The sequence below is a fragment of the Exiguobacterium sp. s194 genome (assembly GCF_018618275.1).
In the GTDB taxonomy this organism is placed as follows: Bacteria; Bacillota; Bacilli; order Exiguobacteriales; family Exiguobacteriaceae; genus Exiguobacterium; species Exiguobacterium chiriqhucha.
The window spans coordinates 45,933-60,386 of sequence record NZ_JACSLT010000006.1 but is presented as its reverse complement, the minus strand read 5'-3'; the positions used below and the strand labels follow the sequence as shown (position 1 = coordinate 60,386).

21 protein-coding genes are annotated in these 14,454 nt (G+C 53.2%); 18 read left to right on the top strand and 3 right to left on the bottom strand.

The annotated features are described in order from the left end of the window. Positions 1–4: 4 nt before the first annotated feature. From KNP85_RS08770 to gcvPB, 10 genes are all read left to right on the top strand, one after another. Positions 5–316, top strand: coding sequence for a prepilin-type N-terminal cleavage/methylation domain-containing protein (locus KNP85_RS08770; RefSeq protein ID WP_021067723.1), 312 nt, complete (start codon positions 5–7; stop codon positions 314–316). Next, positions 313–750 (top strand): prepilin-type N-terminal cleavage/methylation domain-containing protein, encoded by a 438-nt coding sequence (locus KNP85_RS08765; RefSeq protein WP_214802679.1) that lies wholly within the window; start codon positions 313–315, stop codon positions 748–750. Before KNP85_RS08770 ends, KNP85_RS08765 begins: the two co-directional genes overlap by 4 nt. After that, positions 737–973 (top strand): hypothetical protein, encoded by a 237-nt coding sequence (locus tag KNP85_RS08760; protein ID WP_021067721.1) that lies wholly within the window; start codon positions 737–739, stop codon positions 971–973. The genes KNP85_RS08765 and KNP85_RS08760 overlap by 14 nt, the downstream gene beginning before the upstream one ends. Beyond that, positions 909–1,391, top strand: coding sequence for a prepilin-type N-terminal cleavage/methylation domain-containing protein (locus KNP85_RS08755; protein WP_165569415.1), 483 nt, complete (start codon positions 909–911; stop codon positions 1,389–1,391). The genes KNP85_RS08760 and KNP85_RS08755 overlap by 65 nt, the downstream gene beginning before the upstream one ends. Further along, complete coding sequence (locus KNP85_RS08750) at positions 1,391–1,669, top strand: hypothetical protein (protein ID WP_021067719.1); 279 nt, start codon at positions 1,391–1,393, stop codon at positions 1,667–1,669. Before KNP85_RS08755 ends, KNP85_RS08750 begins: the two co-directional genes overlap by 1 nt. Continuing rightward, positions 1,662–2,147, top strand: a complete 486-nt coding sequence (locus tag KNP85_RS08745; RefSeq protein ID WP_021067718.1) for a shikimate kinase — start codon at positions 1,662–1,664, stop codon at positions 2,145–2,147. Before KNP85_RS08750 ends, KNP85_RS08745 begins: the two co-directional genes overlap by 8 nt. Then, complete coding sequence (locus KNP85_RS08740; RefSeq protein ID WP_021067717.1) at positions 2,144–2,482, top strand: hypothetical protein; 339 nt, start codon at positions 2,144–2,146, stop codon at positions 2,480–2,482. Before KNP85_RS08745 ends, KNP85_RS08740 begins: the two co-directional genes overlap by 4 nt. Positions 2,483–2,629: 147 nt before the next feature. Next, positions 2,630–3,703, top strand: a complete 1,074-nt coding sequence (gcvT, locus tag KNP85_RS08735) for a glycine cleavage system aminomethyltransferase GcvT (protein WP_214802677.1) — start codon at positions 2,630–2,632, stop codon at positions 3,701–3,703. 25 nt (positions 3,704–3,728) lie between these two features. Continuing rightward, positions 3,729–5,066: an aminomethyl-transferring glycine dehydrogenase subunit GcvPA gene (gene gcvPA, locus KNP85_RS08730; protein WP_214802841.1), complete on the top strand. Its 1,338-nt coding sequence runs from the start codon at positions 3,729–3,731 to the stop codon at positions 5,064–5,066. Beyond that, positions 5,066–6,541: an aminomethyl-transferring glycine dehydrogenase subunit GcvPB gene (gene gcvPB, locus KNP85_RS08725; protein ID WP_021067714.1), complete on the top strand. Its 1,476-nt coding sequence runs from the start codon at positions 5,066–5,068 to the stop codon at positions 6,539–6,541. Before gcvPA ends, gcvPB begins: the two co-directional genes overlap by 1 nt. 87 nt (positions 6,542–6,628) lie before the next feature. On the opposite strand, the gene KNP85_RS08720 is transcribed toward gcvPB, so the two are convergent. After that, positions 6,629–7,003, bottom strand: coding sequence for a rhodanese-like domain-containing protein (locus KNP85_RS08720; protein WP_081637957.1), 375 nt, complete (start codon positions 7,001–7,003; stop codon positions 6,629–6,631). A 170-nt stretch (positions 7,004–7,173) separates the two neighbouring features. Here KNP85_RS08720 and mntR point away from each other — a divergent pair, with 170 nt between their 5' ends. Both mntR and hpt read left to right on the top strand, forming a co-directional pair. After that, positions 7,174–7,602, top strand: coding sequence for a transcriptional regulator MntR (gene mntR, locus KNP85_RS08715; protein WP_021067712.1), 429 nt, complete (start codon positions 7,174–7,176; stop codon positions 7,600–7,602). Between the two features lie 179 nt (positions 7,603–7,781). Next, entirely contained in the window at positions 7,782–8,309 is a 528-nt protein-coding gene (hpt, locus tag KNP85_RS08710) for a hypoxanthine phosphoribosyltransferase (RefSeq protein ID WP_029595267.1), read from the top strand. A 35-nt stretch (positions 8,310–8,344) separates the two neighbouring features. Here the strand turns inward: hpt and KNP85_RS08705 are convergent, their stop codons facing one another. Continuing rightward, positions 8,345–8,758: an SA1362 family protein gene (locus KNP85_RS08705; protein ID WP_021067710.1), complete on the bottom strand. Its 414-nt coding sequence runs from the start codon at positions 8,756–8,758 to the stop codon at positions 8,345–8,347. Between the two features lie 16 nt (positions 8,759–8,774). Further along, positions 8,775–9,719, bottom strand: a complete 945-nt coding sequence (locus KNP85_RS08700) for a DUF1385 domain-containing protein (RefSeq protein WP_029595268.1) — start codon at positions 9,717–9,719, stop codon at positions 8,775–8,777. Between the two features lie 142 nt (positions 9,720–9,861). On the opposite strand from KNP85_RS08700, the gene aroQ reads away from it, so the two are divergent. The 6 genes from aroQ to nusB all read left to right on the top strand — a co-directional run bounded on the left by aroQ (position 9,862) and on the right by nusB (position 14,373). Then, positions 9,862–10,299 (top strand): type II 3-dehydroquinate dehydratase, encoded by a 438-nt coding sequence (gene aroQ / locus KNP85_RS08695; RefSeq protein ID WP_021067708.1) that lies wholly within the window; start codon positions 9,862–9,864, stop codon positions 10,297–10,299. Next, positions 10,295–11,362, top strand: a complete 1,068-nt coding sequence (locus KNP85_RS08690; RefSeq protein ID WP_031200299.1) for a M24 family metallopeptidase — start codon at positions 10,295–10,297, stop codon at positions 11,360–11,362. Before aroQ ends, KNP85_RS08690 begins: the two co-directional genes overlap by 5 nt. A 29-nt stretch (positions 11,363–11,391) precedes the next feature. Next, the gene (efp, locus tag KNP85_RS08685; protein ID WP_021067706.1) at positions 11,392–11,958 is read left to right on the top strand and encodes an elongation factor P; all 567 of its coding nucleotides are present in this window, start codon (positions 11,392–11,394) and stop codon (positions 11,956–11,958) included. Positions 11,959–12,070: 112 nt separating this feature from the next. Continuing rightward, a complete protein-coding gene (gene accB, locus KNP85_RS08680) occupies positions 12,071–12,526 on the top strand; it encodes an acetyl-CoA carboxylase biotin carboxyl carrier protein (protein WP_021067705.1) in 456 nt (151 codons plus the stop codon). Between the two features lie 7 nt (positions 12,527–12,533). Continuing rightward, positions 12,534–13,877 carry an acetyl-CoA carboxylase biotin carboxylase subunit gene (gene accC / locus KNP85_RS08675; protein WP_214802674.1) on the top strand — a complete coding sequence of 448 codons (1,344 nt, stop codon included), beginning with the start codon at positions 12,534–12,536 and terminating at the stop codon, positions 13,875–13,877. A gap of 112 nt (positions 13,878–13,989) precedes the next feature. Beyond that, positions 13,990–14,373, top strand: coding sequence for a transcription antitermination factor NusB (nusB, locus tag KNP85_RS08670; protein ID WP_021067703.1), 384 nt, complete (start codon positions 13,990–13,992; stop codon positions 14,371–14,373). Positions 14,374–14,454 lie beyond the last annotated feature (81 nt).

Sequence of the window (14,454 nt, the reverse complement as noted above, 5' to 3'; positions counted from 1 at the left end):
GATTATGACACGCTTCAAATCAGAACAAGGATTCACGCTCGTCGAAATGGCCGCCGTCTTGCTAATTATCTCGGTGTTGCTCTTGCTCCTCGTCCCGTCGATGTCAGACGGGAAGTCACGAGCGGACAGCGTCAGTTGCGAGGGCAGTGTGCGCATCGTCGAGTCCGAAATCAATTTGTATTACGCGGAACATAAAGCGTACCCTGAGACGTTAGTGGCGATCGACCGTGCCACGACTGAGAGTCCGCTCGAATACAGTTGTCAGTCGCTCGTGTACACGTATGCGCCGACGACCGGTACGTTGACGAAACAGTGAGGCGAGACGGCTATACGTTAATCGAGACGACGGCCGTCCTCGTCATTTTGGCACTCCTGCTCCTCATGGCGACCCCGGTCGTCCGGTCGATGGACCGGTTGGCATTATTCGATTTCACGGAGGCGCTCGTGAGTGACATCGCCGAAGTGGGACAAGCGCCCTACGTCGCCGCCGACGGCTCGTGTGTGCCGCGTTTACGTTGGTATCTCAAAGAACGGCGCTACCAAATCGCTTGCGGGACGACACCAATCGTGTCCCGCGTGGTGCCGGAAGGGGTCGATCTGAGTTTGCCGACCAATAGTGAAATCGTCTTTTCACGCACGGCAGCGACGTATGCGGGACAGTGGAAGTTCTATTCAGGAACGACGATGGTGACGTTGAAATTCAGGATGGGGACGTACGAGCCGGAGGTGTTGCGCGTTGAAGGGAAATGAGCAAGGAGTCACGTTTTGGGAGATTTGCCTCAGTCTGGCGCTCTTACTGGCTTGGGTCGGTGTCGTTGCCCCATTCATCGAGGCGGCGACGGAACGGGTCGAGCGCCTCGAGACGACCGTCCGTACGTATGAACGGCTCCAAGGGGAGGTGCTGCGCGATGCCGCGAACCCGAGCGGACGCCAAACAATCTGTGACGGCGACCTTTGCCTGCCGACGCTTTGATTCGGGCTTCACCTTGCTCGAAGTGAGTCTCACGATGTTGATCATCCCGCTCTTCATCGGGCTGATGGTCCACTTCCTCGTCCTCGGACAAGCATTTTATGAACAACCTCGGGCGAAAGTTCAGACGACGCCGCAACTGATGGTGCGGAAACTGTTCGAGAGCCGCGATTGTGACGTCGTGTCGGGCCGTCTCGTCGGTACGCACGTGCGCCCGGACGGGACGACATGGACGTGGACGCTCAAACAAATCGACCGGAACTTGGTCATGGTCGGAGACGGGGGAGGGAATTTGCTATTTTTAAGAGGAATCGAGGCGTACCGGGTCGAACCGGTAGGGGAAGGTTTTCGAATTCAATGGAACGATGCGACCGGGCCGCGCGAGAAGAACGTGATGTGCATGCGCGCGGATACTTTGTGATGTCGACGTTAATCGTATTGACGTGGTTACTCGGCGGGGCAATGTTTTGGTATACTGATATCGAACGAAGCACTGAACAATTGGCGCTCGATGCCTTGGCGATTCGCTTCGAGGCTCACGTGATGGTGGCGGAGCGGACGTGCGGGTCGACCGCGGTCGCGTTGACGAGACCGACCGGCACAATCCAATGCCGTCCGCTCGGCACTGGGACGATTGAGGTCGACGTACGGCTTCAGACCGGTGAACGACATAAAGAGGTGATTTATTTCGATGACTAAACCGTTTTACATCATTGGATTTATGGGTACAGGTAAATCAAGCTTAAAACAATATCTTGCAAAATCGAATCACGTCATCGATTTGGACGAGTTGTTTGAAACACATACCGGTATGGACATCCCGGCATATTTCGATCGTTACGGCGAAGCAGCGTTTCGGCTCCAAGAGAGTCGACTGTTACAAAATGCGCGCGCTGACTATATCGTGACGGGCGGAGGGATTGTTGAACGGGAAGCGAATATGGAATGGATGCGAGAGCAAGGTGTCATCATCACGCTCGACTTGCCGTTTGAAGCTTGTTGGGAACGGATTAAAGACTCGGACCGTCCACTCGTTCGTAACGGAAAAGCGGCCGTTCACACGTTGTACGAACGTCGTCGACCGCTCTATGCGCGCGCAAATCACGTGCTTGACGCTTCGCTCTGCACAGAGGCCATCGCGCATACATTGAATCAGTTGAAGGAGGTAGAAGGATGATTTGGATTAATCTTGGGATTATCGTACTCGCACTTGTCGGGCTCGGCTTGTATGGCTTCTTATTGTACCGTAATAAAATGAAGGCAGACCTTCGTCGCGTGAAGCGCTTGACGGAACGGTTCCAAATCCGTGCCGACGTCATCCAAGGGCTCGTCAATGAGATTAAACAACACGTGGATACGGTCAATGCATCGGTGAAACAGATGAAAGCCTATTCGGTGAAAGTGAAGGACGAGACGATGGAGCTGAAACAAGCGACCGTCGGCTTGACGAAAGAAATTAAACGGACCGCTGGAATCGAACGCCCAGACGTTTCCACTGAGACTAAAATATGAAATAATGAGGATGAAAACGTTTTCGTTTTCCATCCTCTTTATTTTTGCCCATTTTGGCTAGGCAGAGCCGCAAAAAATTGATAAAGTGGAATAGAAAACGAAATATTTCACGAAATACATTATTTACGTTCGGGATTGGGGGATAATATGGAGAAAGTATCGTTAAAACGTACGCCTTTATATGATTTGATTTCCGTAAAGGCGAAGATGGTGGATTTTGCGGGGTTTGAGATGCCGATCATGTTCTCATCGATTAAAGAAGAGCATCAAGCGGTTCGCAACAACGTCGGGATGTTCGATGTGTCACACATGGGGGAGATTCGCATCGAAGGACCGGATGCGCTCAAGAACGTGCAACGTCTTGTCACGAACGATGTGTCTAAATTACAAATCGGTCAGGCGCAGTATAATCTGTTCTGTTTACCGAACGGCGGTGTCGTCGACGACCTGCTCGTCTATCGACTCGATGAAGACGCATTTTGGCTCGTCGTCAACGCCTCGAATATCGAAAAAGATGTGGCGCACGTCCGTGAATATGTCACAGGGGACGTCACAGTGACGGATGAGTCGAACGCCTATGGTCAAATCGCCATCCAAGGACCGATGGCTGAACAAGTGCTCGGCCGTTTGACGGATTTGCCGCTGGCCGACATCAAGTTTTTCCGGTTCATGACCGGCGACGTGGCCGGCGTGTCGACCATCGTTTCACGCAGTGGCTATACGGGGGAGGACGGGTTTGAATTGTATGCCCGCGCCGAAGACGTAGCCGCAATTTGGTCAGCGTTAGAAGCTGAAGGCGTCACGCCATGCGGGCTCGGCTCGCGTGACACGCTCCGGTTCGAAGCGTGCCTCCCGCTCTATGGGCACGAGCTTGATGAGACGGTCACTCCGTTCGAGGCGAACTTGAACTTTGCCGTCAAACTCGATACTGAGTTCATCGGTAAGGACGCCCTCGTGAAGCAAAAAGAAGACATCCCGCGCCGATTGATCGGCTTGCGTCTGCTCGGGCGCGGTATCGCTCGTCAAGGCGCGACGGTCGAAGTTGACGGAGAGACAATTGGTGTTGTCACGACTGGTACGATGCCGCCGACGGTGAACGAATCAATTGCCTGGGCGCGCGTCGATCGCCGTTTCGCGGAGGCGACACACTTTATCGTTGAAGTTCGGGGTAAAAAAATAGAAGCCGAACGTGTACCGACACCGTTTTATAAACGTAAATGAAACAGGGGGATTCAGCATGAATAGAATGGAGTTTCGTTATTTACCGATGACAGAGCAAGATGAGCGTGACATGTTGCAGACGATTGGCGTAGAGTCGATTGAAAACCTACTCGAGGATATCCCAGCATCGCTCCGGGAGACGGCTTCTTTAGCGGCCATCGGTGCGCCGCTTCCGGAAGTTGATCTCGTTCGTCATATGACGAAGCTGGCTGAGAAAAACGTGCACACGAAATCGACTCCGAGTTTCCTCGGGGCTGGGATGTACGATCACCTCTCTCCAAGCGTCATGAACCATATGCTTCTCCGTTCCGAGTTCTATACAGCTTATACGCCGTATCAGCCTGAAATCTCGCAAGGTGAACTCCAAGCGATGTTCGAGTTCCAAACGATGATTTGCGAATTGACGGGGATGGACGTGGCCAACTCGTCAATGTATGACGGAATCACTGCCCTCGCCGAAGCAACGTATCTGGCGAGTGCCCATACGAAGAAAAAACGTGTCGTCGTATCAGGAGCGGTCCATCCGGAAGCGAAGGATGTCATCCGAACATACGCCGGTGGGCCAGGGCTCACGGTCGAATATACGGACGTGAGTGCGGGGGTGACCGATATTTCTGACATCGATTTGACGGACGCCTCGTGTCTCGTCGTCCAATATCCGAACTTCTACGGTCGTGTCGAGGACTTGTCAGCCCTCGCGAAAGCAGCGCACGACGCCGGCGCCTTGTTCGTCGTGTCGAGCAATCCGCTCGCGCTCGGTATACTGGAATCACCGGGTGCGCTCGGTGCCGACATCACAGTCGGTGACGCCCAACCGTTCGGAATCCCGCAAAGCTTCGGCGGTCCTTCATGTGGATACTTCGCCGTCAAACAAGCACTCATGCGCAAACTTCCAGGCCGCCTCGTCGGTCAAACGGTCGATGAGGATGGGAAGCGCGGTTTCGTCTTGACGCTTCAGGCGCGGGAACAACACATCCGTCGTGACAAAGCGACGTCAAACATCTGCTCGAACCAGGCGCTCAATGCGCTCGCGGCATCAATCACGATGTCTGCCCTCGGGAAGTACGGAATTCGTGACATGGCCGTCCGTAACATTCAAACGGCCCATTACATGAAAGAAGCACTCAAGACTGCCGGATACACGGTAATCGATGAAGGGCCGATGTTCAATGAGTTCGTCGTCGACTTCGGAGTCGATGCGGAAGATGTGTCGCGTCATCTGCTCGAGGCCGGCATCATCGGCGGCTTGCCACTCGGCTCGTATGAGACAGAACGGCAGACGCAAATGTTGCTCTGTGCGACGGAGCTTCGGACGAAAGAAGAAATCGATCAATTTGTTGAAGTGGTTGGGGGGATGAAGTGATGCAACACGAACAAACATTAATTTTCGAAGTGTCACGTGCAGGACGAACGGGCTATAACTTGCCGACACCGACCGTGCCGGAAGTCGATTTGGACACGCTCTTACCGGCTTCGATGATCCGTCAAGAAGCGGCCGAGCTTCCGGAAGTATCGGAACTTGATGTCGTCCGCCATTATACGTCGCTGTCGACACGCAACCACGGTGTCGATTCCGGCTTCTATCCGCTCGGCTCGTGCACGATGAAATATAACCCGAAAGTGAATGAAGATATGGCCCGCCTCCCTGGCTTCGCCCATATCCACCCGTTGCAGCCGGTCGAGTCGATTCAAGGGGCGCTCGAGCTCATGGTCGACCTGCAAGAACAACTTGCCGAAATCACCGGCATGGACGAAGTGACGCTTCAACCGGCAGCCGGGGCCCATGGAGAATGGACCGGTCTCATGCTCATCAAGGCGTTCCACCATCACAACGGTGATATGGAACGGACAAAAGTACTCGTGCCGGATTCGGCACACGGAACGAACCCGGCCTCGGCCGTCGTCGCCGGTTTCGAGACGGTGACCGTCAAATCAGATGAGCGTGGGCTCGTCGATTTGGAAGACTTGAAGTCAAAAGTCGGGGCCGATACGGCAGCGCTCATGCTGACGAACCCGAATACACTTGGTTTGTTCGAGGCCGACATTTTGGAGATTGCCAAAGTCGTCCACGAGGCCGGCGGCAAACTTTATTACGACGGAGCCAACTCGAATGCGATTTTAGGGATCGCCCGTCCTGGGGATATGGGCTTCGACGTCGTCCACTTGAACTTGCATAAGACGTTCACGGGCCCGCACGGTGGTGGCGGTCCAGGATCTGGACCGGTCGGAGTGAAGCGCGACTTGATTCCGTATTTGCCGACGCCGATTGCGCGCCGTGCCGAAACGGGCTTCACGCTCGATTATGATCGTCCGCAATCGATTGGCCGCATCAAACCGTTCTATGGCAACTTCGGGATTAACGTCCGTGCCTACAGCTACATCAAGACGATGGGCGCGGAAGGGTTGACGCGCGTCTCACGCGAAGCGGTATTGAACGCCAACTATATGTTCGCCCGCTTGAAAGATGCGTTCGATGTGCCGTACGATACGTTCTGCAAGCATGAGTTCGTCTTGTCTGGAAAACGTCAAAAAGCGCTCGGCGTGCGTACGCTCGATATCGCCAAACGATTGCTCGATTTCGGCTACCATCCGCCGACGATTTACTTCCCGCTCAACGTCGAGGAGTGCATCATGGTCGAACCGACGGAGACGGAATCGAAAGAGACGCTCGACGCATTCTGCGACGCGATGCTCCAAATCGTCAAAGAGGCAGAAGAGAATCCGGAAATCGTTCAGACGGCCCCGCATACCACGGTCGTCAAACGACTCGACGAGACGCTCGCTGCTCGCAAGCCGGTGCTCAAATACGAACGACGCCAACCGTCGTCCATCAATTGAAAACGAACCCGTTCGCTATAAGCGAGCGGGTTTTTTGGCGCAAAAAAACGTCCATCTCCGCTAGAAGGAGTGGACGTAGTGAGCGGGTCAGTCTTTTTTGACTTTCCCTTTCCAGTTTTTGAAGCCGCCGTCGAGCATGTAGATGTCCGTATAACCATTTTTCATGAGCAGCTTGGCCGCTTGGTTCGTACGTGACTTGCCTTGGCAATACATGAGGATCGGTTGATCTTTGCGAAGTTCTTTCATGCGCAGTTTCATTTGTCCGACCGGGATGTTACGGGCGCCGACGATGTGGCCTCCCTTGTACTCGTTCGGTTCACGGACGTCGATCAATTGACCTTTACGGAGCGATGCACGGAACTCTTCTTGCTTCATTTTCTTCAAACCGCGAGCCGGCAAGAAACGCCAGACGATGTATGCGATGAGCGCAGCCCATAGGATGATGACGAGGATAGTTTCGATTCCCATTGATGTTCTCCCTTTCTCTATTAAGTTTCACCAACATCCATTATAAAGAATTTAAGGTCATGAGACAATGATTGACTGATGGATTTCCCCGTTCTGCTTTCGGTTTCTAAATTGTTGCGTTAAAATAGAGATTGCAGAACGGAACATAAGGGGAGGCTATGCCCATGCCGACACCGAGTATGGAAGATTACTTAGAACGAATTTATTTGCTGATGGTGGAGAAAGGATACGCTCGCGTATCCGATATCGCCGAACATTTAGGGGTGCATCCCTCCTCTGTCACGAAAATGGTGCAAAAGCTCGACCGGGAAGACTATTTGATTTATGAGAAATATAGAGGTCTCATGCTGACGAACAAAGGCCAGAAAATCGGGAAACGGCTTGTCGAACGGCATGCGATGCTCGAGTCATTTCTACGCTTGATTGGCGTCGACGAAGCTCACGTCTATGAGGATGTCGAAGGGATTGAGCACCACTTAAGCTCAAATACGCTCGACTGTATGACCCAATTCGTCGAATTTTTCGAAGACAAACCGGAACTAATGGCACAGTTTCGTGCGTTTCAAGAGGTGAACCGCTCTGAAGACGAGTGAATGTAAACGACCGCGACCGATGAATCGAATCGGAAACGGTCGTTTTTTACGTAAATCTAACCTAAAACCGAACGATGACTTCATATTTTTCAAGTAAAGTCTATTTTTAAGCCGTTTTTATGATAGAATGGGTGCTGGTAAGAAAGATAAGGGGGTGACGGCGAACAATCGCCGACATTATGGATATTCAAATCAAAGGGAAACTGTTTGACGAAGCGCAGATTAAACAACGTGTGGCGGAACTCGCCCAACAAATCGAACGCGATGCGGCAGGGACACCGATCGTCCTCGTGGCCGTCTTAAAAGGGTCGCTCGTCTTCGCAGCCGACTTGATGCGCGAGATGACGGGCAGTGTCCAACTCGACACGGTCGCGACGTCGTCATACGGGAAGAAATCGGTCTCGAGTGGGAACGTCCAACTCCGTAAAGATTTAGATCTCGATGTCGAAGGAAAGTACGTCGTCATCATCGAGGACATCATCGATACGGGACAGACGCTCAAATTCTTATGCCAGCACATGACGTTACATCAACCGGGAGAATTGAAGATTTGTACACTTCTCGATAAACCGGCCCGCCGGCTCGTCACGTTGGATGCGGATTATGTCGGTTTCGAGATTCCAGATGAATTCGTCATCGGGTATGGCATCGATTATGCCGAACAGTACCGCAATCTGCCGTACATCGGCTTCGTCGAGACAGAATGAAAAACGAACCAGGCCGGATATGGCCTGGTTCGTTTTCACATATTGGCTTTCTTTTTCTTCTTGCCTTTCTTGCCTTCGATGACGGTCAAGTGAGGGGCGTCACTGCGATGCGCCGAGCGGGTCGGACGCTTCGACAGTTTCGTCACGTTCGAACTGGGTTTCACTTTCTTCTTGGCCGCAGTGGACGGCTTGACTTTCGGATTCGCACCTGGGCGTTGCATTCGTTTTTTCGAGGCTTGAGCGGTCTTCCGGTAACGCATATCCTCAGCCGAAATTTTCGGCGCCATGAACACTCGATAAATCACATAGAAAATCAACCCGAAAATCCCGATGAAGAGCAACTGTCTGAACAATCGACCAGGGTCGGTCGCGAGCATATGTCCGACACCGATGAAGCCTAAGATGAACACGATCGTGGCTGCGGTCGAGCCGATTCTTTGTCTGATCATGGTGCTTTCCTCCTCTTTATCCCTCTCTTTGCACGGCCGGTTGACCTAGTTCTGAACGTTCCCATGTCTCGAACGCCTCGATGGCGACACGGATTTGTTCGTCATTCGGTTCGCGCGTCGTCAACAATTGTAAAGACAATCCAGGCTTGCCGAGAACGGACAAGAAGCGATGTTCACGGAAGCGGTTTGTGAATTGGAGCACCTCGAACGAGATGCCGATGACCACTGGCAACAAAGCGATGCGGCTGACGAGTCGGACCCAGAGGGGGTCGATCGGGACGATCATGTAAACGCCGATGCCGACGAAAACGGTGAATAGGATGAAACTCGATCCACAGCGATAGTGGAGGCGTGAGCTTGCCCGAACGTTATCGACGGTAATCGGTCGTCCGGACTCATAACAGTTGATCACCTTGTGCTCGGCCCCGTGATATTGGAACACGCGCCGGATAAGTGGCGTCAAGGAAATCAAATAAAGGTAACTGAGCAACAATACTAATTTTATTCCCCCTTCGAGGAGGTTTTGAATCACATGACCGGACAATGCGGGCACGCTTTGGAACATGGCGGCGAGAAGGGCCGGGGTGACGTTGAAAATCAGCTTCCCGAACACGTATGAGATGACGCCGACGATGGCGATCATGACGACCATCAAGATGTTCTGTTTTTTCTCTTCTGGTTTCGTTGCCTCGTCCTCACTCGGGTCGACGTCATAACGATCGCTTGCGAACGTCATATGTGCCGAACCATTTTTGAGTGATTCGTATAGCGCGACCACACCACGCAGGAATGGGATTTTTTTTAACGATTGGACCCACGGGACGAGAATGCGGGGCTGCTGGAACGTCTCGATAGACCCGTCTTTCCGTCGAATCGCCGAAGCGCTCTCGGCGCGTCCTTGAAACATGACGCCTTCCACGAGCGCCTGGCCACCGACGGGAATCATTGGTTTAGTTTTCATGTCATTTCCTCGATTCCTACAGTTATATAGTTGAATTATACCGTGATTCACGTAAAAAACGAAACCTCACGAACGTCGATTGTCGCACGAACCGTTAAATTTGTTACAATAGAGGCGACTTGACGAACAGGGGGGAAGACTTGTGCATATACTCGTCTTAAATGGACCGAATTTGAATCTGCTCGGGAAGCGGGAACCGGACGTATACGGGGACGTCTCGTTGAAGGGATTGACGGCGGAGCTATTGCTCGCCGCCCCGGAGGATGTTCAGTTGACGTTCGTCCAATCCAACCATGAAGGCGAACTGATTGACGCGCTCCATGAAGCGTACGATTATGCGGGGGTCATCTTTAATGCGGGGGCGTACACGCATACGTCGATTGCGCTCCGTGATGCCATCGCCGCCATCAAAGCCCCGGTCGTCGAAGTACATATCTCGAACGTGCATGCACGGGAGTCGTTTCGTCATGAGTCGAAACTTGCCGCCGTTTGTCTCGGTGTCATCAGCGGTTTCGGCCTGACGAGCTATACGCTCGCGTTGCAGGCATTGCTCGTACATTGGAGGAATCGACATGATTGAACGGGTCAACAAACTGCAAGGTCAGCTAGAAGCGAACGGCATCGACGGATTGCTCGTGACGAAACGGGAAAACATCCGCTACTTATCTGGTTTCACCGGGTCGAGCGGTGTCCTCGTAATCACGGCGCAGTCGGCGAGCTTCATCACGGATTTCCGCTACACGGAACAAGCCGCTAGCCAAGTAAAAGGCTTCGACATCATCGAGCATAAGACGTCGCTCATCAAGTCGGTGGCGGAAGTCGTGACAGAGCAAGCGGTGAAGCGCCTCGGCATCGAACAAGATGACATGACGGTCGGCCAGTTCCGGACGTATGAAAAAGAAGTCGCAGCCGAGCTCGTCGAGACGTCAGGTATCGTCGAAAAGCTACGCTTGATTAAGGATGAGTCAGAGATTAAGATAATGAAGGAAGCCGCGGCGATTGCGGACGCGGCGTTTGCGCACATCCAGACGTTCATCCGTCCAGGGCGGACTGAAAAAGAAGTCGCGAATGAACTGGAAATGTTCATGCGGGCCCAAGGTGCGGACTCATCTTCGTTCGATATGATCGTTGCGTCAGGGCATCGTTCGGCATTGCCGCACGGTGTGGCCAGCGACAAGGTCATCGAGGCGGGAGAACTCGTGACGCTCGATTTCGGTGCCTACTATCAAGGATACTGCTCGGATATCACACGTACGCTCGCTATCGGGGACATCTCGGACGAGTTGCGCACGATTTACGATACGGTGCTCCGGGCTCAACTCGCAGGTGTCGAGGGCACGAAAGCTGGCATCACGGGAATCGAGGCGGACGCATTGACGCGTGACGTGATTAAAGATGCGGGCTACGGTGAGTACTTCGGACATTCGACAGGCCACGGTCTCGGCATGGAAGTGCATGAGGCACCAGGCTTGTCATTCCGTTCGGAGACGGTGCTCGAGCCGGGGATGGTCGTCACGATCGAACCGGGTATCTATATCGCCGGGATCGGCGGTTGCCGCATCGAGGATGACGTGGTCGTCACGGAGACGGGGAACATCCGTCTCACGCAGTCGCCAAAAGAGTTAATTACGATTGAGGCTTGAGTCTCAGCTCATTTTAGGAGGAAATCAACATGGTATCAGTAAACGATTTAAAAACAGGCTTAACGGTCAAGACGTCTGACGGTTCGATTTGGCAAGTCATCGAATTCCAACACGTCAAGCCAGGTAAAGGCGCGGCCTTCGTCCGCACGAAAATGCGTAACTTGCGCACAGGCGCGATTCAAGAGACGACGTTCCGTGGTGGCGAGCGCATCGAACGTGCGCACATCGAACGGAAACGCATGCAGTACCTCTATCCGATGGGCGATACGTACGTGTTCATGGACACAGAGTCGTATGAACAGCTCGAATTGACGGGCGAGCAAGTGAAAGCGGCGCTCCCGTACATGCTCGAGAACATGGAAGTAAGTATCGCTGACTACGACGGTGAGATTCTCGGAATCGAGCTTCCGACGACGGTCGTCTTAACGATTGTCGAAGCCGATCCAGGCGTCAAAGGCGACACGGCATCGAACGTGAAGAAAAACGCGACGGTCGAAACGGGCCACATCATTCAAGTGCCGCTCTTCATCGAGCCAGGCGAAAAAGTAACGGTCGACACGCGCACAGGCGAGTTCACGGGCCGCTATAACGGGTAAACCAAGGGTGTCCATTCTTCGGAATGGGCCCTTTTTTTGTCGTTGCATTCACTGGTCTGACCAGTTATAGTAGAGTAGAGATTAGTACCAGGTATAAACAGGGGGTTATTTCATGCAAATCGAACACATTAAAGAGCTGATCACATTACTCGATCAGACGTCCGTTCACGAGATGGAACTCGAGACGCCGGAGTTTAAACTTTCATTGAAAAAAGAAGCGGCCCCACAATTCGCCGCTACTCATACACCGATCGTGCACGCGGCCCCGGTCGCAGCACCTGCGCCAGTCGTCGAGACAGAACAAGAAGCGGCACCAACACCTGCGCCGAGCAACTTGCGCACGATCACGTCACCGATGGTCGGGACGTTCTATTCGCGTCCGGCACCGGACAAAGACGCTTACGTTCAAGTCGGCGACCGCGTCGAAGCCGGACAGGTCGTCTGTATTTTAGAAGCGATGAAATTGTTCAATGATGTCGAGACGGAAATCAGCGGGGAGATCGTCGAGATCCTCGTCGCAGATGGCGATTTAGTCGAATACGGCCAAGCGCTCTTCAGCGTGAAGTGAGGTATGTATGAAACTACTCATTGCTAACCGTGGAGAGATTGCGGTCCGCATCATCCGGGCCGCGAAAGAGTTGAATATCCCGACGGTCGCCGTCTTCTCGGAAGCGGACCGCGAGGCGCTGCACGTCAGTCTGGCCGATGAGGCATACTGCATCGGACCGAACCCGTCGAAAGACTCATATTTGAATATCCCGAATATCTTGTCGGTCGCGTGCGCGGTCGATGCGACGATGATTCATCCAGGTTATGGTTTCTTGGCCGAGAACGCCGAGTTCGCCGAAATGAGCGAGGCGTGCGGCATCCAGTTCGTCGGACCGAGTAGCTATGCGATTCGGAAGATGGGCATCAAGGACGAGGCGAAGCGAACGATGATCGAATCGGGCGTTCCGGTCGTCCCGGGGTCGAGTGGTGTCGTCACCGACGAGGAAGCAATCGAACTCGCCCGCGAGATTGGATATCCGGTCATCATCAAGGCGACGGCCGGAGGCGGAGGACGTGGAATCCGTGTCGCCTTCGACGAGTCTGAGCTCGTGAAAGGGCTCACCGACACACGTAAAGAAGCGAAGCAGGCGTTCGGCAACGGCGACGTCTATTTGGAGAAATACATTGAGTCGTTCCGCCACGTCGAGGTACAAGTGCTCGCCGATCAATACGGCAACGTCATCCACCTCGGGGAGCGGGACTGTACGATTCAGCGCCGGATGCAGAAGTTGGTCGAGGAAGCACCGTCTCCGGCAATCGATGAGACGACCCGTCAAGCGATGGGCGACGCAGCCGTGAAAGCGGCCAAAGCGATTCAGTATTCGGGTGCGGGTACAATCGAGTTCATTTACGTACCGGAAGTGAACGAGTTTTACTTCATGGAGATGAACACGCGAATCCAAGTCGAACACCCGGTCACCGAAATGATCACCGGCTTCGATCTCGTCCAAGCACAACTCGAAGTCGCGCTTGGCCATCCGCTTGCCATCAGCCAGGCGGACATCAAATTTAGTGGTCACTCGATCGAATGTCGCATCAATGCGGAAGATCCGTTTGCAGATTTCCGTCCGATGGCCGGGAAAATCGATCAGTATATCGTTCCTGGCGGCATGGGCGTCCGGGTCGACAGCGGTCTCTATGCCGGTGCCGTCATCCCGCCGTTCTATGATTCGATGGTGGCGAAGCTGATCGTCCATGCCCCGACTCGGGAAGAGGCGATCGCGAAGATGCTTCGCGCCCTCGACGAGTTCACCGTATCGGGCATCCACACGACGATCCCGTTCCATCAACAAGTCATGGCCCATGAACGTTTTCGAACAGGGGCGTTCGACACGAAATTTGTCGAAAAAGAAATGACGCTCACGAAATGACCTTGACCAGGAAGTCCGAACATTATTTGGGCTTCCTGGTTTTTTGTACTGAATTTATGGAGGCTTTATGCTAAACTATCACAATGAAAGCATGCAAAAGGAGAGTATCTGAATGAAACGTCATGAAGCACGGGAAAAAGCGATTCAAACGCTTTTTCAAATCGAAGTATCAAAACTTGAGGTAGACGAGGCCATCGAATTTGCCCTCGATGGCATGGAGTCGGATCCATTCTACGAACAACTCGTCGTTGAGACGTTAGAAAAGAAAGATGAGATTGACGAATTGCTCATCGAAAACTTGAAAAACTGGAGACTCGATCGTCTCGGAAATGTCGAGCGGACGATTCTTCGCATGGCGACGTACGAGTTGCTCTACGTCGAGACGATTCCGGACAAAGTGACGATCAACGAGGCGGTCGAACTCGCCAAATCATTCGCCGATGAAGAAGCGGCCAAGCTCGTCAACGGCGTGCTCGGTAACATCATCAAAGCGTAAGCGAAGACAAGCATTACGGTCTGTTAAACAAATAGAGAAGACACCACACCAACTACAGAGAAACCTAAGACAACGGGGGAT